Below are 22,926 nucleotides of genomic sequence, written 5' to 3' on the forward strand. Positions count from 1 at the left end.
CCCTTTTACTGTAATACAGTTTGGATGATTTACAAAATAAAAAACCTTACTCATAAGCTAGTTGTTTCTTTTCCCAAGTGTGATAGACCATGCCAACAAGCTTTTGCTGTTGTTGCTGGTTTAATACGACATCTTTAAATTTCATTGCCTCTAGGGAAAATTGCTGCGTTTGTTCGTTCACGACAAATTGGAGAATAGCATGTCCTTTTTCGTCTTGAAACGTAATATCACCTGACAATTCTACAACTTGCTCCCCAGTTTTCGCTTCATAATAGCGCCAGTAAGGTTCAAAAAAAGCGTAATTAAACGCATTTCGAACTGTGACATCTGAAAAATTCTCCAAATAGCCTTCCTTTACAGTATCAATATACTCATGATCTGTTATATCTTTTTTTGCATTAAAGACATACCCTACAAGTACTCCCATAAACACAACACAGAGAAATACACGTATATGATTTCCTAAACTCATGTCATCACGTCCCCTTTACGTAAAAACACCATCAACTACATAATACATCAAAATAATGACTCCAAGTAGAATTTTTTTGTGTTATGTAGAAATTATCGTCATTTCCTATCGGATCACTTCATTTATTTCTATTAAAAAATAGCAGCTAGAGTATTTACAGCCTATCCTCAGTTCGCTACTATCAGATTATTATGATAGAAAAGAGATGACCTTTTGTGCCTTTTGATTTAGATGTAAATATTTTATTAATTTTAATCCTCTTCGGTTTTTTAGCAGCCTTTATTGATTCAGTGGTTGGAGGAGGTGGGCTTATCTCATTACCAGCTCTTATGTTCGTTGGTCTTCCTCCCTCTGCTGCAGTAGCAACCAATAAATTGGCAGGTACAATGGGTTCCCTTACTAGCACAGTGACATTTTATCGCTCTGGTAAACTAGATATAAAAGCCGTCTATAAGCTTTTCCCCTTCGTCTTTTTTGGCTCTATGCTGGGTGCTTGGATTGTCCACTTAATGGACCCAAGTGTACTGAAGCCATTAATGCTGATTATGCTTGCAGCCGTTGCTATCTATACCATCTTTAAAAAAGACTGGGGCAGTATGACCACCTATAAACAATTAACCCCAAAGCGTTCTATTATTTTTGTTTTTGTGATTACACTTATTGGCTTTTATGATGGCTTTTTAGGTCCTGGGACAGGCTCGTTTCTACTCTTTGCTTTTCTCCTAGTTGGCTTTGATTTTTTACAATCAGCAGGAAACGCCAAATTTTTAAATTTCGGCAGTAATGTAGCTGCCCTCCTTATGTTTATATACTTAGGACAAATAAATTATGCCTACGGACTACCTATGGGTCTTGCGCAAATTGCAGGAGCTATTGTTGGTTCAAAATTTGCCATTAAACGCGGCAGTGGCTATGTACGTAAATTATTTATCGTTGTGACCATTCTATTACTCTTGAAAAATACATATGACTATTTTTCATGATCAGCCGTTATACTAACGTATGCCAATACTATAGAAGGATCAAACTTATCTCAATTGGGGTAAGTTTTTTTCATGGCATCAACTTTTTCCCTCTCCTCGTACGTCTAGTAAATGTATACAATTTGACAATGTTAAAAAAGGAGCTTCTTTGGACATGAGAACAAGAAATGCATTTCAACATGAAGAGGTGTTTGTCCAATTCATTCGAGAACAAAAAGAGCGTTTTTATTTGCTCGCGTATAGCTATACAAAAAATGAACAGGACGCACTAGATGTTGTACAAGACAGTATCCAAAAAGCCATGCTTTCATTAGATCGACTTGAAAATGTGACCTATATGAAAAGCTGGTTTTATAAAATAGTTGTCCGTACAGCCATAGATTTTTTACGTAAGCATAAACGCTTACAAGTGACAGATGATGATACATTACAATATTTAACACCTGCTCAAGAGGATGTTTATGAGAATGTTGACTTGGAGCATGCGTTGGATGAACTCCCGCAAATGTATCGAGAGGTTGTCATTCTCCATTATTTCGAGGATTTAAAACTCGCTGACGTGGCGAACATCCTCGACATTAAGTTGAGTACAGCCAAATCGCGTCTTTATAAAGCATTAAAACTATTGAAAATCCAATTGGAAGATGTGAAGGGAGAAACTGCACATGGATAAAAAATTACAGGAGTTAGAAAAACAATATATGAAAGTCCCGATTCCAAAAGAGCTAGACTTCGTGGTTGAAAAAGCACTTAAGCAAGGTCAAAAAAAGAAAAAAAATCGTACACCTCAATGGGTCCTTGGATCTGCCGCTGCAGCCATGCTATTTACAGCTGGTTTAAATGTAAGTCCTGCAATGGCACGCACACTTTCAGAAATTCCCGTGGTTGGTAGTGTGATAAAAGTATTGACTTGGACAGAATATGAAGTGGCAGAAGATACTTATGATGCCAACATTAAAGTTCCTTCTATTGAAAATTTAGAAAATCAAGATCTGGCGAATACATTAAATGAAAAATATCGTGCAGAAGGTAAGACACTTTACGATGAATTTATGGCAGAAGTGGGCGATTTAAAATTAAATGGCGGTGGTCATTTAGGTATTGATAGTGGCTACGAAATCAAAACTGATAACGAACAAATTTTGTCGATTGGCCGTTATGTAGTGAATACCGTTGCTTCTTCTTCAACGGTGATGGAATACGATACGATCGATAAAGAAAACGAAATTTTAATTACTTTACCAATGCTCTTTAAAGATCAGCACTATATTGAAACAATTAGTGAAAATATTAAAGAACAAATGCGTACACAAATAGCTGAATCGAATCAAGATAAAGTTTACTGGGTAAAGGGTGCTGGCCTTGCCGATGAAGAGTTAATGGAGGAATTTACAGCCATTAAACCTGATCAGCAATTCTACATTTCTGATAAAGGCAAGCTTGTGATTTCCTTTGATAAATATGAAGTGGCACCTGGCTATATGGGCGTTGTAGAGTTTGAAATCCCAACAGATGTCTTAAAAGAAGATCTTGTAAGCACAAAATATATTCATTAATTTAGCTTACTTTTCCTATGACGAGGTATTGGATGATGGTGTCATCCAATACCTCATTTTTTTCATGAAACCATACCATTTTCTGCTTATAAAGCCGACTTTTTTTGTCAAAGCTAATATGTATCAATCTATGTTAGAGGGTTTTCAACATGAAAAGTGTAGGATCAATCAGTATTTTACATGTCATCTTCCTATCAATGACTGTTATTGGCTTAAAAAATCATGTAACCATTATTCCTCCGCTACTAGATGTGGCCAAAAGAGATGGCTGGCTGTCAGTATTGTTTGCTGGGGGAATTGTTTTCTTTTGGCTATTTTTATTAGTATATATTCAATCAAAATCTAATCAGGAGCCCATCCGAGATTGGCTTGATTCAAAAATCGGGAAAATTGGCTCTACTATTGTAATTTATACAGTTGCTATTTTTTTAATGATTATCGCAGCTTTTACAATGATTGAAACACTGCAATGGGTTAATACTACATTTTTACCTCAAACACCTGTGATCATCTTATTATTTATCTATACCATTCTGTGTATTCTTCTTGTGGCGACTAGCTTACAGACAATTGTCATTTTAAACGTTTTTGTATTATTCGGTGTAGTTATCTTCGGCTTTTTCGTTGCCTTTACGAACATGCAGGTGAAAGATTATGAATTATTGCGTCCATTTTTTGAACATGGATTCCAGCCTGTATTGCGAGGCATGATTTTCCCTGCATCCGGGTTTATTGAGCTTTTAATGTTGCTATTTTTACAGCATCAATTTAAGGAACGTATTCGCTGGTACCATTTTGCTATTATGCTGGCCATTTTAGTAGGACTGACATTAGGACCATTAATTGGGGCCATTACAGAATTTGGACCGAATGAAGCAGCTAAGCAACGCTACCCTGCCTACGAGGAATGGGGATTAGTGACAATCGGTCGCTATATCGAGCATCTTGACTTTTTCTCCATTTATCAATGGCTGACAGGAACCTTTATTCGAGTTAGTTTCCTTTTGTACATTGTGGCAGATTTATTGAAGATGACAGGAGATCCGAAGCGTATATGGCAAATGCTTGCTCCTCCCTTCTTTATTCTTTGTTTACCATTAATTATGCTAAATGAAAGCCTATTTTTAAAAGTAAAAGGACATTATATTCTTACAGCCACTTTTATTTTTTTCTTTTTACTCTCAATATTTTTCGTAGTCGTAGCTTTCTTGTCGGATAAATCTTCTAAAAAGGGGAAAACTGAAAAACAAGATATGAAAAGTGGTGAATCATAATGCCTCAGCAAGAACAGGCGCTAGATCTTAGTACGCTCAGAAAATTATTTCAAAAATCGGCAGATATTCAATTTCAGGAATATATGTTTAATCAGCAGAAAGTACACTTTATTACGTGTGATGCTATGATTGATCAACAAATGCTTAATGAAGTGATTATTCAACGTATTCAGTATTTATATGATCATTTGGATGAGGTCCCCTTTGAAGAGAATATCGCAAGGCATCTTCATGTTCCAAGTATTCAAAAAGTACAAGACAAGGAACAGCTGATAACTTTTGTCTATAGTGGCTTCTTGTTGTTGTATTTTGATGAAGGCAATCTTTTATATGCAAGCAATATTGCCCACAAGCCGAACCGCCAGCCTGAAGAAACACGCATGGAGGTTCTTGTTAAAGGGCCCAGAGATAATTTCATTGAAGATATACGCGTCAATATCGCACTAGTAAGAAAACGCTTGCCGACCAACTCATTTTGTGTGGAAAAAGTGGAGCTTGGGAAGCGATCAAAAACTACGGTAGCCATTCTTTATTTTGATGATATTGTGGATATGGATATTTTACATGGAATCAAAAAGCAGCTTGCTGCCGTTGATACAGATATTGTATTTAGTGGCGATTTATTGATGGAACGGGTCAATAAAAATTCCAAGCTTTTTCCGAAGTTTGATTATACAGGACGACCTGATTATGCGGTACAGGCCTTAGCAAGAGGACGTTTTATTATTTTTGTAGATGGTGTCGCCTATGCCATCATTACCCCTGTCAATTTGTTTCTCTTACTAAAATCAGCTGAGGACAATGAATATCCTATTATTTTCAGTTCACTCGAACGATTATTGAGAATATTTGGTATTTTAATCGGATTACTACTTCCTGCATTCTGGCTTGCCTTGACAACCTATCACCAAAACCAATTGCCGCTCCAACTACTCGCAACCGTTGTGCAAGCGAAGGCGGGCTTACCGCTCCCCTCTTCGCTTGAAATGTTGCTCATGTTGCTGATGTTTGAATTGTTTCGTGAAGCAGGCTTGCGTCTCCCTTCCGTTATCGGTGGGACCATCAGTGTTGTAGGTGGATTAATTATCGGGGATGCAGCCATTCGAGCAGGTGTAACCAGTCCTGAAATGATCGTTGTCATCGCTATTTCTACCATTGCCTCCTTTACATTAGTGAATCAGTCGCTTGTAACTTCTGTTAGCATATTACGCGTTGCCTTTATCTTTGCTAGTGCCTTTTTCGGATTATTTGGCTTCTTTGTTTCTTTATACCTAACACTGCTTTACTTAAGTAATATTCGAATTTACGGCTACTCTTACATGAACCTGGCAACAGATCTAAATTGGGCAACCATTAAAAAATCCATCTTTCGATTATCACCTAAGGGCTATACAGAACGTAACAAAGCACTTGCTCCACAGGATTATACACGAACTTCAAAAGGACATGAAAACAAGGATTCTCCAAATAAAAACAAATAGCATCCCTATCGATTGTGAAGGGATGCTATCTTTATTTGCTCAACGATTTTGGACTCTTTTTGTTATAACGTCCAGTACACTTTCCCAATGACCTTTCATTTCTTCTCGTACTGTCTGATCAGAAAGATGTTCCTGATGAAAGCTAATGGTTGTTTTAATACGATCTTTTGGTAAAATACGGATTTGTACGGTAGATGGTTTTGACCACTCTTCCTTTTGCCAAGTTAATCGAAGCTGCTCTAACGGTTTAACAATCCTGATTTCGCCTGACCCTGTCTTTGAATAGTATTTGTGCCCAGGCTCAAATATAACTGAAGTGCCTTCACCTAGCCATGTACGTACCCCTTCTGTTGTCGTGAGCAATGCCCATGCTTGCTCCTGCGAAATTGGAAAACGTCCTTCTAACCCCGATTTGAAAACCCACACTTTTCGTTTGACCGATGATTCTATCGTTACCCATTGCTTCACCTCTATTTTATGACCTTTATAGTGAACTGCAGTTCTATTCGATAAACTTGCTAAACATTCCTTCTATGTATTCAGAAATAAATGTTCCATTATCCATATCAATAATTTGACCTGATACCCTTTGATTATTCGATGGTATTACCTTTCAATGGATTCCCTCTTTCTACATAAACCTTTATTATGCATATTAGTGTGCTTTAGATACAACATGAGCAGTACAAGTAATATGAGAAGCAACTAAAAAAGGGAAATTGTTTAAAAAAACAATCTCCCTTTCCTTCATTTACGTCAATTCCACAAAATCTTTCTGAACGCTTTGTTCTGTTTGTCCCTTGCGAAATTGAATATGATGAAGCTTTGCAAAAATCCCATTTTGTGCCACTAGCTCATCATAGGTGCCATCCTCTTCAATGCCCTTCGGTGTCACAACTAATACACGATCAGCATTGCGAATAGTTGCCAGTCGATGGGCAATAACTAGTGTTGTACGATTTTCAGCAAGCTCTGTTAACGATTGCTGAATAATCATTTCTGTTTCTGTATCTAAGGCAGAGGTTGCCTCGTCTAAAATCAAGATAGGCGGGTTCTTTAGGAACATACGAGCAATCGCGAGTCGTTGCTTTTGTCCACCTGATAATTTTAAGCCACGTTCACCTATTTGTGTATCATAGCCCTCGGGCAGCTCTGCAATAAATGCCTCTAGATGGGCTTTTTTCGCTGCCTCTCGAATTTCCGCTTCACTTGCATCTAATTTTCCATAGGCAATGTTTTCACGAATCGTACCTGTAAATAAAAAGACGTCCTGCTGTACGATACCGATTTGAGCACGTAATGAAGCTTGTGTCATATTACGTATATCGATACCATCAATCGTAATAGCGCCCTTTGTCACCTCATAAAATCGAGGAATCAATGAGCAGATTGTAGTTTTGCCAGCACCCGAAGGACCTACAAAGGCAATAGTTTGGCCAGCTTTTACATCAAATGATATATCATGTAAAACCTGTTTGGATGCATCATAATTAAAATGAACATGATTGAATGCAATATTTCCATCTAAATGTTTAATAACCTTTGCATCCTCACGATCTTGAATTTCTGGCTCCTGTTCAATTAATTCACGGAAACGCTTAAAGCCAGCCATTCCTTTCGGATAAAGCTCCAATAAAGCACTAATTTTATCAATTGGTTTAATCAGAACATTCGTATATAAAACAAAGCTCACTAGCTCCCCATAAGATAATTTCCCATTAAAGCTTAGCCAAGCGCCGACCACTAACACCATTAATGTAAGGAGGCGCGTCATCATGTAAATACTGGAGTGTGTCCCTGCCATAATTTTATAGGCATATAATTTAGCCGTACGGAAAAATCCATTTTGCTCCTTAAAGCGTTTAATTTCAAATTCTTCATTTGTAAAGGATTTCACAACACGGACACCGGACACACTATCCTCTACACGTCCGTTCACATCAGCAATTTTGCCATACATCGTTTTCCAAGCATTGTTCATTTTTATATTACTAAATGTCACAAGCCATGTTAAAAATGGCACCATAATGGCTGCAATCAAAGCGAGTGTTGGATTCACATTAAACATAATGGCAAAGGCCCCAACAAAGGTCATGATCGCAATAAAGAGATCCTCTGGTCCATGATGGGCAAACTCACCTATATCAAACAAATCATTGGTAATGCGACTCATAATATGACCTGTTTTCGTATTATCAAAGAATCGGAATGATTGCCTTTGTACATGCGTAAATAATTCCTGACGCATATCCGTTTCGATATTTATGCCTAGTTTATGTCCTAAATAGTTAACGATAAAGTTCAATAATGTACTAATGGCATAAACAAGCAGTAATAGGACACTTATTTTCACGATCATGCCCCAATCTCCTGTTGGCAATAACTCATCGATAAACCATTGAACAGCCAATGGAAACGCAAGCTCTAAGATTGCTACAATAATGGCACTCGAAAAATCGATGACAAACAATCGTTTATGTGGCTTGTAGTAGGAAAAAAATTTTCTATACATGTTTGTCTCCTCTCTAAGTTGTAAAAATTTTGCCTATCTTTTTATAGTACCATTTGTGCAAACGTAACGGAAAAGTATTTTTTCCCCATAGCAGTATATTTTTATTTACTTTTATATTGTTGCATGTTATTATGTTAGTAAGAATTGAATAGCTTTTGACTTTATTGTCAAAGGGGAGTAGCTAGCAGATGCGATCGAAGCATCTGATTCACATTCGTCATTACATGGTATATTACCATCGGGTGTGATGGCATTTCTTGTCACACAGAAAACTTTCTGTGCAACGAACAGTTAATTGCTTAGCAAGACCTTTGCCTATTTTTTAGGCAGGGGTCTTTTTCTTTTGCTTAAAATAGGGAAAGAATAAGTTAGCAAGCCATTCATTTCTGTTCAACAATTAAAGGAGGCAATAAATTTGGAGGCAATATTTTTAGAATACGCATGGGTACTTGTCGTATTAATTGTACTAGAAGGTTTGTTAGCAGCAGACAACGCCGTCGTAATGGCTGTTATGGTTAAGCATTTACCAAAGGCACAACAACAAAAAGCTTTATTGTATGGATTAGTGGGGGCATTTGTTTTCCGTTTTGCCGCATTATTCCTTATTACAACGCTCGTTAATTTCTGGCAAATTCAAGCAATAGGTGCAGCTTATCTACTGTTTATGTCTATTAAGCATATTTATGATTCGCGGAAAGCATCCCAAAACTCCGAAGAAATTCAAGAGCCGAAAAAACAATCTGGCTTCTGGATGACGGTTGTAAAAGTAGAACTTGCTGATATCGCATTTGCTGTGGATTCTATTCTTGCAGCGGTTGCCATTGCTGTCACACTTCCACATATCGGTGATTTTGATATTGGCGGGATTAACGCAGGTCAGTTCGCAGTGATGTTCTTAGGTGGTATTATTGGTGTCATCATGATGCGTTTCGCAGCTCGTTGGTTTGTAAAGGTTCTCGACAAATTCCCATCACTTGAAACAGCTGCTTTCCTAATTGTCGGCTGGGTTGGTGTAAAATTAGCTGTATTAACATTAGCACATGAAAAATTGGGTGTGATTCCACACGAATTCCCCCACTCCACTATTTGGAAAGCTATTTTCTGGATTGTCTTAATTGCTATCGCATTAGGTGGCTACCTAATCGGTGTGAAAAATCAAAAGAAACAAGAACAATAATAATGAAAAAATCGCTTCGATTACGATCGAGGCGATTTTTTTTATTTTCTTAAAAGTATAAAAGAAGAGATTTTCTAATTGAGAACGAATATCAATTAACTTTTGCATGAATTGCTTTAAAAATTAAATTTTTTGTATGTTACTGCCTCAACACTGTATACTAGTAAAGAAGTCATTTACTGCAAAAGGAGGAAAACTTTTATGTTATCTGAAAAACTACACACAGCTCTTAATGAACAAATGAATTTTGAATTCTACTCTGCGCATGCCTATATGGCAATGGCAGCCTATTGCACTGATCAAGATTATGATGGCTTCGCTAACTTCTTTTTAGTACAAGCAGAAGAAGAACGCTTCCATGCCATGAAATTTTATAATTTCTTAAGTGATATGGGCTACCGCGCAACAATTCAAGGTTTTGAAAGCCCAAGCAATCATTTCGAATCCATTTTAGATGCCTTTAAAACAGCTCTCTCACACGAAAAAGAAGTAACACGCCGTATTTACAATTTATCAGACATTGCTTTAGATGAACGTGAGCATGCGACAATGGCCTTCTTAAAATGGTTCATCGACGAGCAAGTAGAAGAAGAATCTACATTTGATACATTAATTCGTAAAATCGAGCGTATCGAAACTGACTCAAACGCAATCTTTATGCTAGATGCAGAATTGGCTACACGTACATTTACACCAGATACAGAAGCATAGTATTTCTTATAAAAAAATCTGCCATTAGAGCAGATTTTTTTAGGTATCTATCTTTTGGAAACCACATTACGATGTGTGGGATTTTCAAAAGATGTAATAAAAGAGAAACGTTGAATAATCAACGTTTCTCAGGTTCTTTATGGTTCTCTTACCACACCATCAAAGGCAGCTTGATAGATTTGATAGATATCTTCACGCTCTAATGGCATTGGACTTCGCGCTAAAATACGCGTTTGTTTTGTAGCATCCTCTGTTAGCTGTTCAAGTGCTGAGGCAGGGATATTGAATCCTTGTAATGTTGAGGGAATTTTCACATCTTGAACGAGTTTTTGTAAGGCGTCAACACATTTATAGGAAGCCTCTTCTTGCGATAAATAGGAAGATGATATCCCCATGGCATCTAAAATATCTTTCATTCGTTTTTCACAGCTTTGACGAATATAACCCATGACATATGGTAATAGTACTGCATTGGAATCACCATGAGCTATATGGAACTGACCTCCCAGGGGATAGGCTAAAGCATGGACGCCTGCTACACCAGCATTGAAAAAGGCTAACCCTGCTAAATAGCTGCCATAACTCATATCTGTGCGCGCTTGCTTATCTTGCCCATTATGGACAGCTGTTCGAATTGACTGGCTAATTAATCGGATAGCTTGTAGTGCAAGTGCATCCGTTACTGCATTCGCATTTACTGATACGTAGGCTTCTATCGCATGAGTTAACGCGTCTACCCCAGTCGCCGCTGTCACCTTCGATGGTAAGGAAATCGTTAAGGCAGGATCTACAATCGCTATATCCGCTAATAAATAATCATGTGTCACGACATCCTTGGTTGTATCCAGTGATAGCACAGAAATATTTGTTACCTCCGAGCCTGTCCCAGAAGTGGTAGGAATTAAGATTTTAGGTAACCCTTTATTATCTAATGTCTTCGTTCCTGTCAGGTTTAAATAATCTGCAACTTTTCCATCATGTTTTGCTAATACGGCGGCAAGCTTCGCTAAATCTAGTGCACTGCCTCCACCTACACCAATCACCAAATCAAATGGATGCTTTCTCGTAAAATCAACTAGTTTTTCGCCAATTGCAAGCGGAGGCTCTGGTGCAATATCAGTATAAATGGTTGTTGTATAGCCTTTCTCAATCAAAGGCTTTTCGACATTGTCCGTTAGACCTATTTCTTTTAATAATGGATCTGTCACGATCAAAATATTGTGAGCGTTAAACTTTTTTACCTCTAGCAGAAGCTGACTCAAACAGCCCCAGCCAGTATAGCTAGCAGGCGTAAAGGTTAATTTATGCATGACTTCTCTACTCCTATCTATTCATAATAGCCTTCCGTCGATTTTCTAAATGATTTAAATTGAATAGGATCATGGCCAAACCATACTTGTGAATTTGTTTCATGTGCTAGTCTTCGAATCCGTTCCACAGTCGTATTATAACCTACAGAATCATAGATAATGCCTGGTGGCTTGACAGGAGGGCCAAAGCTTTCTGCCGTATAAATAGCATCTGAAGCCAAGATAATACCACCTGTGTCAGGCATTTGAATATGCAAACCTAGCATTCCCCAAGCATGACCACTACCAAAATTTAATACTTGTATCCCTTCAGCTAGTTTTACATGATCCTCGCCACGTTTGATTAAGCGCCATTGTAGATTGTTTTTTATCCACATATCAATGTCACCCCAAACATAGGCACCGTCTTTCACGTTTCTAGCATATGTTTGTAATGTGCCATTAAACTCATCTTCCTGTACAATAATTGTCGCATTTGTAAAGAGTTCTAAGCACCCTGCATGGTCGAGATGCAAATGGGAAGCAACAACATATTTGATATCCTCTGGACGAACATTTAATTCTTCTAGACGATGATGTAAATAGCATTCTTCTGGCATATTAATAGGAAATGCTTTTTGCGTAAATTCACCCCATCGCCCTTCTGGACCCATCGAGTTTGGATTGCATGCTGTATCAAATAGAATTTTGCCTTCTGGATGATCAATCAGTACTGTATAAACAGGGAATTCAACAAATTCATTTGGCTGGTTTGGATGATCGATGGTTGCGGGATTATGCATCGCAATCATATAATTTTTATCCATTCGCATCGTACCATTGTCCATCACATACAATTTTGGATGTTGTTTAATCATTTTCATTTTCCCATCTCCATTCGTGATTATTGGTTATTCCAAATTACTAGCTTCATTTCCGTCATTTCTTCTAACGCATATTTAATGCCTTCTCGGCCTGTGCCGCTTTCCTTTACACCACCATATGGCATGTGATCTACTCGATAAGTAGGTACATCATTAATGATGACCCCACCAACGTGCAATGCTTTTGTAGCCTGAAAAGCTGTCTGAATAGAAGGAGTGAAGATGCCTGCCTGTAGGCCATAGTGAGAATCATTGATAGCCGCTATCCCTTCATCAATGGTGGATACCGTATTGACGATAACAACAGGTGCAAAAATTTCTTCACAGGATACACGACTCTGTGGTTGAACATTATATAAAACAGTGGGCAATAAAATATGATTGTCAATGTGACCACCTGTAATTACTTGTGCCCCTTCAGCTACTGCCTCTTCAATCCATTGATAAGCACGCTGTTGTTCAGCTTGTGAAATCATCATAGCAAGATCTGTTTGATTATCCATTGGATCACCAATTGTAAGCTGCTCTATTTTTTCCTTCAGCCGTATTAAAAATTCCTCCACCATACTTTCCATGACATAGATACGTTGTAAAGAAATGCAGACTTGACCTTGGTTGGAAAAGGCCCCCATCACAATGCGATCCATAATACGCTCAAGCTGTACCCCTTCGTCTATAATTACTCCTGCATTGGAACCTAATTCTAAGGTTACTTTCTTCAAGCCTGCACGATTGCGTAGAGAAATCCCTACAGCTGGACTTCCTGTAAACGTTATCATCTTAACATTGGGATGTGCTAAAAATGCATCGCCTACTAATTTACCTTGTCCAGTTACAAGATTAAAGGCACCTGCTGGTAAATTTGTTTGCGTCAATAATTTTGCCAAAAAATGGGCTGATAGTGCTGTTTGCGTGGCAGGTTTCAATACAATCGTATTGCCTGCAGCTAATGCTGGCCCAACTTTGTGTGCTACTAGATTTTGCGGAAAGTTAAATGGTGTAATCGCTGCCACAACACCGATTGGCTCTCTTAATGTATAAGCAAAGCGCCCCTCTCCATTTTTTGATGCATCCATTGGAACCATTTCACCAGTAAGTCGCTTTGCTTCTTCTGCCGCAAATTTATAGGTTTCAACTGTGCGATCAATTTCAGCGTAAGCATACTTTAACGGTTTGGCTGATTCCATTGCAATGATACTTGCTGCTTCATCTCTATTTTCTGCAAAAAGGGTGGATAACTGCTCTAATATCTCTGCTCGTTGAAAAGCAGTTAATGCAGCCATTTGAGGAGCTGCACCATGCGCACTTTCAATGGCCTCCTGTACATCTTTTTCAGTGGCCATCGCAAAGTGTGCCAATACCTCTTGCGAATAGGGAGCTTGGATCTCCATCCATTCAGCAGTCATCTTCCATTCTCCATTGATCCATAAGCCCTTTTTCAATCGTAATTCACTCCTTTCTTTTTATGGTTACGTATTCATTTCAGAAAATAAAGAAATGAATACGTAACCATTTTGGTGTAAAAAATAAACTGATGGTCTATCAGTTTATTTTACACGTTGTATTTCTTGGGAAAATCTTAACAGACTCTGTTTGTCTAATGCAAGTATTTTTTTTCTCCATTACCTCAAATAATTTTTCGATAGCAATAAAACCTAAGTTCTCTTCTGATGTTAAACCTACTGTTGTTAAGGCAATAGAGTGATGTTTACTAAGTTCTACATTATCAATACCAATGATATTAAAATCTCTCGGGACCTGAAAACCTCTCTCTAAACAAAGATTCAATATTTCAATGGCAATGGCATCGGTAGCAGCACAAATAGCTGTTGGTCTTTTTTCGAGTTGTAAAAGTTCTGTAAACGCTCGTTCAATATCTATTTTATTGGTGTTCGTTAAAAAAGTAGGCACTAATTTTGCATCTAGCCCATAATCCTGTAAAGCTTGTTCAAATCCCAGATAGCGTCCATGGAAGGTGCTCATTTGATGTGGCCCCCCTATCCAACATAAAGAGTCATGCCCTAATGATAGGACATGATTGGTCGCAAGGTAACCTGCTTGAACATTATCAATTTCCACAAAATGTCTATTCTCTTTATGCTTACGGTTAAACATAATAAATGGAATAGCTAGTTTCTCTAGTTTATAAAATAAATCATCCTGATACAGCATAGAAGACAAAATAATTGCGTCTGCTTTCGTTTCTAAAACTGCATTGTAGATTGAATTTAGATTATCCTCTGTGCCAAAATAGACATTCACTTTATAGCCACGTGCATTAACATAATTCACGATAGCTGTAGTTGTATCAACAAAAAAAGGGTTGTGTAAGGGCCCCGAAATCAATGTAATAATGCCTGTTTTTTTCTGAACAAGCGATCTTGCTATATCATTTGGCACATAGTTTAGCTCCTCTATCGCCTGCATTACTTTTTTAATTGTTTTTGGCTTTACAAGCTCTGGTGTATTCAATACTCTAGATACAGTTGTTTGTGAGACACCAGCATGCTTCGCCACATCTTTTGAAGAAACCAAAAAAACCACCCATTTCATCATTGTGAAGCTATATTATACCATTTATAGAATAATGATTATAGTGATGATTCCTTCTCTCCCTTAACCCTTTCGCTCAAATGGCTTTGCAGCTTCACTTGCTTTAAAGTTATAGACAGGTTTAATCACTTTGACAATATCTACAGTTTCACCAATAGCAGAAGTAATTTCGGTCATCGGCTTATAGGCCATTGGCGCCTCATCCAAGGTTTCTTCATTGACTGATGTTGTCCAAATCCCCTGCATCGTATCTTTAAAATCGGCCATATTCAAAGCTTTTTTCGCTGCGCGTCGTGAAAACATACGTCCCGCTCCATGGGGGGCTGAATAATTCCATTCTGCATTGCCTTTCCCTATACAAATCAGAGATCCATCCCGCATATTCATTGGAATAACTAGCTTTTCACCTTTATTTGCACGAACAGCCCCTTTGCGAAGCGTCATCGTTTCTGTATCGATATAGTTATGAATCGTATCAAACGTATCCGTAAAATGCCAATCCATCTGTTTAGCAATGGTTTCTGCAATGGTCCAACGATTCATCCGTGCAAATTGCTGTGCAATCTTCATATCATGGATATAATCATGGAAAGCTTCCCCCTCTAAATATGACAAGTCTTTTGGAACGAACGGTGTTTGTTCTTTATAGGCTTGTATCATGGATTGGATCTCTTGATGTCGTCCTTGCTGTTTCAATGCTTCTATTTTCTCTGTCAAATCTTCTCGACGTAAATTATCATAAGCTCTTTTTTGATGCCAATTAGCAACCTTTGCCCCTACATATCGTGACCCCGTATGGATGAGCAAATAGTGCTGATCATCTTCATCTTTGGCAAGTTCAATAAAATGGTTGCCTCCCCCAAGTGTACCTAATGACAAGTTCGTATAGTCGTCTTTCAAGCCGCTTGCTCGAAATTGTTTCCCTTCAAACTCGACAAAATGTCGGCTTGGCGATACTTCTTTATGAATATCCTGCCCACTTGGTACATATGTGCGAATGATGGCATCGAGTTGAGCAAAATCAACGGTCGTTACGTCTAATTTTGCTACAAATACACCACACCCCACATCAATGCCTACAAGATTTGGTACAACACGGTCTTGCAATTGGATGGTCGTGCCAATGACACATCCCTTACCCGCATGATAATCTGGCATAATACGTACTTTAGTGCCTGCCATGAAAGCCTGATCTGTTAATTCTTGAATCTGATCAACAGCTGTTTGTAATGCTGTTTGCGCAAAAATTTTAGCATTCGTAAAGCGTCCATTTATTTCAATCAAGTGTATCCCTCCTTACTACTTATACGTAAAACTGGAATGATTTGTTTCATGTCATAAAGAAAACGTTCTAAAAGCATGCTACTTTTAGAACGTTTGGTGAAAACCTAATCTTCATATTGGACAACTAATTTTTTGGGTATTTCGGGTATATCATTTGATTTTACATCTTCTTCCCTTAAGGCAAGCATTTGCAGGGGATATTTTTCTTGCACCACAAAAGGTATTGCAATACTTTCCATTTTATTATTCATTTGACTTCGTGCCAGTAAGCCATTGTTTGATAAATCAATGGCTAAAATAGCCTGAACAGTTTCCTCAAGCATGGCAATATCCTTCGATTTCAACGGCATTTGCTCATTCATTAAAAATGGTTGAAGATGCTCTTTTATATAACCCTGTGCTTCGATTAAGCAAGAAAATTCATTTAATTTTTCAGCATAGCGCTTTAACTGACGCTTATCATTTGCACGCTGTTGATTTAGTTTCTGTACTTTTTGTTCAATACGGCTCATGCGTTCTTTCACTAAATCAATCAAAAAAGGCTGTGTATCTCGAATCGCCTGTAGCATTGAAACCTCTGCTTGTTGTACCTTGGCATATTGGGCGACACAAACCTCTTGCTGCTCATTTAGTTTTTGAACACGCTCTTTGAAAAATTCATTTTGCGTATGTTGGCCAAAGAAAGCTTTCATAAGACCTTTACCATGAATTTTTTTATGTTGTGCATCTAAACGCTCATATTCGCGTAAATACTCACTGTGCATGTTGCGGTATTCACGCAACATTTGTTGATAGTGCACAGCAATTTCGGTAAATTCTTCCACCTTGGAATCTTGTAAATAATCATGTTGCGCTATCGTTTGTAATAGTTGATACAGTGTTTGAACCTGTTTAAACGTGTTCGCTACCTGTTCATATTCTTGCTCATATTCTTTGACAATTGCTAAGTCACGTTGATAGCGAGAATATTCATATTGGGTATCGCCTGCGTATTTTTCAATATTCTCTACAGCAGATTGAAATGGATCTCGTTGTGGAATTACAGTCAATTCGAAGCGGAATCGTTCAAGCCATTGTAAGAAGCGAATTAGGATGGCATATGTTTTTTTATTACTATTTTCAGCCACACGATGAATGTGAGCAATTAATTGATCATACTGACTTTTTTGCCAAAGCTCATGATTGTCTGTTTGTTTGGCTACTAGTGCATTAATGGCTGAAATCCCTATAAAATCACTCATCAAATGACCAATACGTTGTTGTTCAGATTCCATAAATGCTGTGGGATATTCCTCATCATCGATGCCATTGATGACACATAAAGGTTCAACACCTTTATTTTTTAACGTTTCAATCAATAGAAGTTCAGCATCCATTGCCATTGAACCAGCGCGTAACACCCAGAAAATTTCATCAACACGGTTCATAAGCGCCTCTGAAAAATAAGCCATTTCTCCCCCGCCTGCTTCTAATGACACAGAATCAATGATTGTCACGGATTTTAACAAATCATTTTTCAAATAGACTTCTAGGTAATCTAAATGTTCACGTAAAATCTGGGAAGCAAACGTATCGCCAGTTGTTAGTAGTTCTAATTTACTGAGATCAAATACAGCGACAACACCATCTAAAAAATAAGCTCTAATCTCTTCTTGCTCGCCGTATCGTATAAACGTATTTACACTTGTTGGATGCTGATCATCTACCGATAATATTTCGCGTCCTAGAAGGCCATTCACAAGTGTTGTTTTGCCCACCCGCTCTTTTCCAACTATTAAAATCATGGTCTGGTTATTGGCATCTTGAATGATTCGATTTAAATGTTTTGCTGTATCTTTCACATATGTATTTTGGACGATGATGCCGTACAAGTGTCGTAGTTGGTCAACAAATTGCGGCAAAATATTATTCGCTGAGGTGGCATTTTCGATTGGCGTATTGTCAATGTTCGTCATCCTCAAAACCTCTTTTCGTATGTATCTATAAGACCATTATAAATGAAACTATGGCTTTTCTAATACATCGATTGATGAAAAGAGGACAATATACTTATACGTTTATACCACAAATAGGAATTCATCCTTACACCCATTTCCTGTCTGCCTCATATATGATTGCTACACAGACTAAAGGGTATAGTCCAGACTATGAGTTTAGAAGTATAAGGCTTGGAGATTTCTATCCAAGGTTGCTGAGTAGCTGACATTTGACCTATTCCTCCAAACCTGCCATACGAGCATAAACAGCTCCAAGTGTTGGCATTCCACCTTGAGCACCTAATTTCTCTACAGATAAGGAAGCAGCGATATTAGCAAAATATACAGCCTCATCCAACGATTGCCCTTCTACTAAAGCATGGGCTAAAGCCCCATTAAAGGTATCACCAGCCCCCGTTGTATCCACGACTGTTGTCATATAACCTGGAACATGAATTGGATAGGAGCCATCGAAATAACGTGCACCGTCACTTCCTAATGTCACGATTAATTTATTAGGATATTTTTCTAAAACTTGTTCCACTGGCTCGTTAAAAATTTCAGCACATTCTGTCTCGTTGGGTGTTAAATAGGTAATATCCTCCATCCACTGCACATCAAAATTGGCTGCTGGAGCAGGGTTCAACAGTATTGGAACACCCGCTTCTTTACATAAATGAATGGCATGGGCTGTCGTCTCTTTAGGGATTTCAAGCTGTATAATTACCAAGTGACTTTTTTGTATCACCTCTTTAGAAGCTTCAAGATGGGATATGCTTAAGTCATAATTAGCTCCCGGTACGACAACAATACGATTATCGTTCTTGTAAATAAGTATATTAGCAATGCCTGTAGGAGCAGTGGTGCTTTTTACAATGGCGTTTGTCTGAATCTGCTCTTGCTGTAAAACGGCATGTAATGTCTCACCAAAATGATCATTCCCTAAACAGCCAACCATCGCCACCTCACTGCCAAGACGAGCTGCGGCAACTGCTTGATTAGCCCCTTTTCCTCCTGGAACTGTTTGAAACGAGTTACCTAGAATGGTTTCCCCCTGCTTTGGAAAAGCATTCATTTGTACAACTAAATCCATATTTAAACTTCCTATAACTGTAATCATTGAATTCCTACCTTTCATCTTTTGATCAAACAAAAAACAACTGAAATGAGCAGTATCATTTCAGTAGCTTAACAGTATAAATTTCGTATAAACTCACAAATCTACTAGATACCTATCAAGTTCAAACACGACCTTATAAACAGTAATATTTCGAAAGCTAATCCGATCTTGTTTCGTGAACCACTCGGATTATCTTCCTATACTTCATACTGAGCAATGCTTGAGATAAGCCACAAACGTTTCCAAAAGCAGGCTGGACTAGCTCTTGTAACATTCAAAATCTTTTTTACTATGATAATATTGTCGATGCTTTCTTTATTATAAAGAATTTCTTATGGGAAATGAACTACACACAAAAAAAACTGAAGACAACATCCAATTTGTCTTCAGTCATATCAATTAATAGGCTACTCGCTTCGCCTCATATGCGGCGATGTGTTCCTCATATTTAAAGGTTAAGGCGATTTCATCCCAACCATTCAGTAACGTTTCTTTATAGTACGGGTCAATTGTAAAATGATAGACTGTACCATCTTCCCCTGTTACGGTTTGCTCTACAAGATTTACTTCCATACTATAGGGCTTTGCTAACCCTTTTGCTAAAATAGCATCACATTCCGATTCTGTTAGCTTAATCGGTAAGATACCGTTTTTGAAGCAGTTATTATGAAAAATATCTGCAAAAGAAGGTGCAATGACAACGTTAAAACCGTAATCTAAAATAGCCCATGGTGCATGTTCACGAGAGGAGCCACAGCCGAAATTATCTTGCGCCACTAGAATTTTAGATTCTTTAAATTCAGGTTTATTTAATACAAAGTCAGCTATTTCATTCCCTTGTGCATCGAAACGCCAATGGTAAAATAAAAACTGTCCAAAACCTGTGCGCTCAATACGTTTTAGAAATTCTTTTGAAATAATTTGATCGGTATCAACATTTTTTCTATCAAGTGGTGTGATGACACTATTTACGATATTAATTGGTTCCATTTTTCAATCATCCCTTTCGAGTAAAGCAAGACTTACACCGTTTCCTTCACAAATTCACGTACATCGACAAAGTGACCTGCAATCGCAGCGGCTGCTGCCATTGGTGGGGACACTAAATGTGTACGAGCTCCTGCGCCCTGACGTCCTTCAAAGTTGCGGTTTGAGGTAGAGGCACAGCGTTCTCCAGCTGGTACGACATCATCATTCATCGCAAGACACATCGAGCAACCAGACTCTCGCCATTCAAAGCCTGCATCTATAAATATTTTATCTAAACCTTCTGCCTCTGCTTGTTTTTTCGTTGTATGTGAGCCTGGGACAACGATGGCTGTGACTTTGTCATGCACCTTACGCCCTTTGATAACATCAGCAGCTGCACGCAAATCACTAATGCGTGAGTTTGTGCAGGAGCCAATGAAGACATGCTGGATGTCAATGGATGTTAATGGCTGTCCTTCCTCTAAGCCCATATAGGCAAGTGCTTTTTGAAGTGCCGCCTTGTCAGATTCATCCTCATAATCTGCTTGTGTTGGAACATGCCCAGAAACACCAGTACCCATTGATGGGTTTGTTCCCCACGTAATGATTGGTTCAATTTCTTCAGCTTTTATAATACGAACCGTATCGTACGTTGCATCTTCGTCTGAAGCAAGACTTAACCAGTAAGCGGTTGCTTCTTCCAATTTTTCTCCCTGCGGTGCATATTTGCGTCCACGAATATAATCGACTGTTGTTTGGTCAGGTGAGATAAGCCCAGCTTTTGCCCCTGCCTCAATTGACATATTACAAATAGTCATGCGTTCTTCCATAGATAGTTTGTGGATAGCCTCTCCAGTGAATTCCACAATATGTCCTGTACCAACACCAATACCGAACTTGGCAATGATGGCTAAGATAATATCCTTTGCCGCTACCCCAACTGGTAGCTCCCCTTCGACACGAATCTCCATCGTTTTCGGCTTATTTTGCCATAGCGTTTGCGTCGATAATACATGCTCCACCTCTGATGTCCCAATACCAAATGCAATGGCCCCAAAGGCACCGTGAGTCGATGTATGAGAATCACCACAAACAATCGTTTTACCAGGCTGTGTTAATCCAAGCTCTGGCCCAATAACATGGACAATCCCTTGGTCAGGGTGACCCATGCCTGCTAACTCAACACCAAATTCCTCAGCATTTTTAGCTAATGTTTCGATTTGATTGCGTGCAATGGGATCCTGGATAGTTGGTAAATTTTTTGTTGGTACGTTATGATCCATTGTGGCAAAGCTTAAATCAGGACGACGCACTTTACGTCCGTTCATACGTAACCCTTCAAAAGCTTGCGGAGATGTTACTTCATGAATTAAATGAAGATCAATATATAACAGGTCCGGTTTGCCCTCTTCCTGATAAACAACATGTTTATCCCAAATCTTTTCAATTATATTTTTACCCATTGTCTTCACCTATTTCTTTAAATATATGTTGTCATAATACTTTGTGATACAAAGCTAGTATCAATTTCGTTAATTACCTTATCTGTCCATTCATTAGTCGATAAAACGCGACTGCCGTCGCGAGCAAGATCTGCTGTAAAGTAGCCATCATCAAATACTGCACTTACAGCGCGTTCAATTTCTGCTGCTTCTTCTTTTAAGCCGAATGAATATTGCAGCATCATCGCTACGGATAAAATGGTTGCAGCGGGATTTGCTACACCTTGCCCTGCAATTTCTGGTGCGGAGCCATGTACTGGTTCATATAAGCCAAAATTATCACCACGAATGGATGCGGATGGTAAAACACCTAGAGAACCAGTAATAACAGATGCTTCATCACTTAAAATATCACCAAACATATTTTCAGTAACGACTACATCATAGTGTCCAGGATTTGTAATAAGTTTCATTGCAACAGAGTCTACTAGGTTATGTTCTACGATTACATCTGGATACTCTTTTTTCTTTGCTTCTACAACTTCACGCCATAAGCGACTTGTTTCAAGCACATTCGCCTTGTCAACAGAGCATAATTTGCCACCACGTAAACGTGCTAGTTCAAAGGCATTTTCAACGATACGCTCTACCTCTGCTTTAGAGTAAACGGTTGTATCAATTGCGCCATTTTCAGTACGCATACGTGGTTCCCCGAAGTATACGCCGCCTGTTAGTTCACGTACAATCATTAAATCAACGTTCTCAGCCACTTCACGCTTTAATGGTGAAGCATCTAGTAAACTCGGGAACGCCTTTACTGGACGTAGATTGGCAAATAAATCGAAGTGTTTCCGAATTCGCAGTAACCCTTTCTCTGGGCGTAATTCAGGAGGGTTTTGATCCCACTTTGGACCACCTACAGCTCCTAATAAAATCGCATCACTATTTTCACACATCTCGATCGTTTCATCCGGTAATGGATTGTTGTGCTGGTCGATTGCAGCACCACCAATTGTTGCATATCCTAAATGAAATGTATGATTAAATCGTTTACCAATCACCTGTAATACACGTACAGCAGAAGCAACAACCTCTGGCCCAATTCCATCACCGGGAAGTACTGTAATTTTTCTCTCCATCGTCAAAACACCTTTCTTTGTATAGCGTATTCGCTAATTTAGTAAAGACGCTCACCTACCTTTTATCGAGGTGAGCGTAGTCATTACGTCTAAGCGTAATTTTT

At 38.5% G+C, this 22,926-nt stretch carries 20 protein-coding genes; 7 read left to right on the forward strand and 13 right to left on the reverse strand.

Annotation, left to right across the window (positions count from 1 at the left end; genetic code table 11):
• Window positions 1–46: 46 nt before the first annotated feature.
• The gene (locus PSR12_RS14050) at window positions 47–472 is read right to left on the reverse strand and encodes a hypothetical protein (RefSeq protein ID WP_036077327.1); all 426 of its coding nucleotides are present in this window, start codon (window positions 470–472) and stop codon (window positions 47–49) included.
• Window positions 473–687: 215 nt separating this feature from the next.
• Here PSR12_RS14050 and PSR12_RS14055 point away from each other — a divergent pair, with 215 nt between their 5' ends.
• The 5 genes from PSR12_RS14055 to PSR12_RS14075 all read left to right on the forward strand — a co-directional run bounded on the left by PSR12_RS14055 (window position 688) and on the right by PSR12_RS14075 (window position 5,766).
• The gene (locus PSR12_RS14055) at window positions 688–1,455 is read left to right on the forward strand and encodes a sulfite exporter TauE/SafE family protein (protein ID WP_221680275.1); all 768 of its coding nucleotides are present in this window, start codon (window positions 688–690) and stop codon (window positions 1,453–1,455) included.
• A 154-nt stretch (window positions 1,456–1,609) separates the two neighbouring features.
• Window positions 1,610–2,128, forward strand: coding sequence for an RNA polymerase sigma factor SigV (locus PSR12_RS14060; RefSeq protein WP_004230723.1), 519 nt, complete (start codon window positions 1,610–1,612; stop codon window positions 2,126–2,128).
• Window positions 2,121–3,011, forward strand: coding sequence for an anti-sigma-V factor RsiV (locus PSR12_RS14065; protein WP_263081896.1), 891 nt, complete (start codon window positions 2,121–2,123; stop codon window positions 3,009–3,011). The genes PSR12_RS14060 and PSR12_RS14065 overlap by 8 nt, the downstream gene beginning before the upstream one ends.
• A gap of 149 nt (window positions 3,012–3,160) precedes the next feature.
• Window positions 3,161–4,285, forward strand: a complete 1,125-nt coding sequence (locus PSR12_RS14070; RefSeq protein WP_221680273.1) for a GerAB/ArcD/ProY family transporter — start codon at window positions 3,161–3,163, stop codon at window positions 4,283–4,285.
• Window positions 4,285–5,766 (forward strand): spore germination protein, encoded by a 1,482-nt coding sequence (locus PSR12_RS14075; protein ID WP_257522439.1) that lies wholly within the window; start codon window positions 4,285–4,287, stop codon window positions 5,764–5,766. Before PSR12_RS14070 ends, PSR12_RS14075 begins: the two co-directional genes overlap by 1 nt.
• Before the next feature lie 39 nt (window positions 5,767–5,805).
• Here the strand turns inward: PSR12_RS14075 and PSR12_RS14080 are convergent, their stop codons facing one another.
• On the reverse strand, window positions 5,806–6,234 hold the full coding sequence (locus tag PSR12_RS14080; RefSeq protein WP_342456108.1) for an SRPBCC family protein: 429 nt from the start codon (window positions 6,232–6,234) through the stop codon (window positions 5,806–5,808).
• Between the two features lie 283 nt (window positions 6,235–6,517).
• Window positions 6,518–8,278 (reverse strand): ABC transporter ATP-binding protein, encoded by a 1,761-nt coding sequence (locus tag PSR12_RS14085; RefSeq protein ID WP_274769422.1) that lies wholly within the window; start codon window positions 8,276–8,278, stop codon window positions 6,518–6,520.
• A 415-nt stretch (window positions 8,279–8,693) separates the two neighbouring features.
• Between PSR12_RS14085 and PSR12_RS14090 the strand changes: the two genes are divergently transcribed.
• Window positions 8,694–9,455 carry a TerC family protein gene (locus tag PSR12_RS14090; RefSeq protein WP_004230735.1) on the forward strand — a complete coding sequence of 254 codons (762 nt, stop codon included), beginning with the start codon at window positions 8,694–8,696 and terminating at the stop codon, window positions 9,453–9,455.
• A gap of 201 nt (window positions 9,456–9,656) precedes the next feature.
• Entirely contained in the window at window positions 9,657–10,166 is a 510-nt protein-coding gene (locus tag PSR12_RS14095; protein WP_259419644.1) for a ferritin, read from the forward strand.
• A 137-nt stretch (window positions 10,167–10,303) separates the two neighbouring features.
• On the opposite strand, the gene PSR12_RS14100 is transcribed toward PSR12_RS14095, so the two are convergent.
• The 10 genes from PSR12_RS14100 to leuB all read right to left on the reverse strand — a co-directional run bounded on the left by PSR12_RS14100 (window position 10,304) and on the right by leuB (window position 22,822).
• Window positions 10,304–11,476 (reverse strand): iron-containing alcohol dehydrogenase, encoded by a 1,173-nt coding sequence (locus PSR12_RS14100; protein WP_274769423.1) that lies wholly within the window; start codon window positions 11,474–11,476, stop codon window positions 10,304–10,306.
• Window positions 11,477–11,493: 17 nt separating this feature from the next.
• Window positions 11,494–12,339, reverse strand: coding sequence for an AhlS family quorum-quenching N-acyl homoserine lactonase (ahlS, locus tag PSR12_RS14105; protein WP_004231440.1), 846 nt, complete (start codon window positions 12,337–12,339; stop codon window positions 11,494–11,496).
• Window positions 12,340–12,359: 20 nt separating this feature from the next.
• Entirely contained in the window at window positions 12,360–13,781 is a 1,422-nt protein-coding gene (locus PSR12_RS14110) for an aldehyde dehydrogenase family protein (protein WP_274769424.1), read from the reverse strand.
• A gap of 100 nt (window positions 13,782–13,881) precedes the next feature.
• Window positions 13,882–14,883, reverse strand: coding sequence for a LacI family DNA-binding transcriptional regulator (locus PSR12_RS14115; protein ID WP_263081901.1), 1,002 nt, complete (start codon window positions 14,881–14,883; stop codon window positions 13,882–13,884).
• Between the two features lie 72 nt (window positions 14,884–14,955).
• Complete coding sequence (locus PSR12_RS14120; RefSeq protein WP_274769425.1) at window positions 14,956–16,176, reverse strand: RtcB family protein; 1,221 nt, start codon at window positions 16,174–16,176, stop codon at window positions 14,956–14,958.
• Between the two features lie 104 nt (window positions 16,177–16,280).
• Entirely contained in the window at window positions 16,281–18,131 is a 1,851-nt protein-coding gene (locus PSR12_RS14125; RefSeq protein WP_274769426.1) for a dynamin family protein, read from the reverse strand.
• A gap of 256 nt (window positions 18,132–18,387) precedes the next feature.
• Entirely contained in the window at window positions 18,388–19,272 is an 885-nt protein-coding gene (gene rbsK, locus PSR12_RS14130) for a ribokinase (RefSeq protein WP_221680264.1), read from the reverse strand.
• 399 nt (window positions 19,273–19,671) lie between these two features.
• Complete coding sequence (gene leuD, locus PSR12_RS14135) at window positions 19,672–20,262, reverse strand: 3-isopropylmalate dehydratase small subunit (protein WP_257522447.1); 591 nt, start codon at window positions 20,260–20,262, stop codon at window positions 19,672–19,674.
• Window positions 20,263–20,294: 32 nt separating this feature from the next.
• The gene (leuC, locus tag PSR12_RS14140) at window positions 20,295–21,704 is read right to left on the reverse strand and encodes a 3-isopropylmalate dehydratase large subunit (protein ID WP_274769428.1); all 1,410 of its coding nucleotides are present in this window, start codon (window positions 21,702–21,704) and stop codon (window positions 20,295–20,297) included.
• Window positions 21,705–21,721: 17 nt separating this feature from the next.
• The gene (gene leuB, locus PSR12_RS14145) at window positions 21,722–22,822 is read right to left on the reverse strand and encodes a 3-isopropylmalate dehydrogenase (protein WP_205444110.1); all 1,101 of its coding nucleotides are present in this window, start codon (window positions 22,820–22,822) and stop codon (window positions 21,722–21,724) included.
• Window positions 22,823–22,926 lie beyond the last annotated feature (104 nt).

It is taken from the genome of Lysinibacillus sp. G01H (genome assembly GCF_028872195.1).
In the GTDB taxonomy this organism is placed as follows: Bacteria; Bacillota; Bacilli; order Bacillales_A; family Planococcaceae; genus Lysinibacillus; species Lysinibacillus capsici.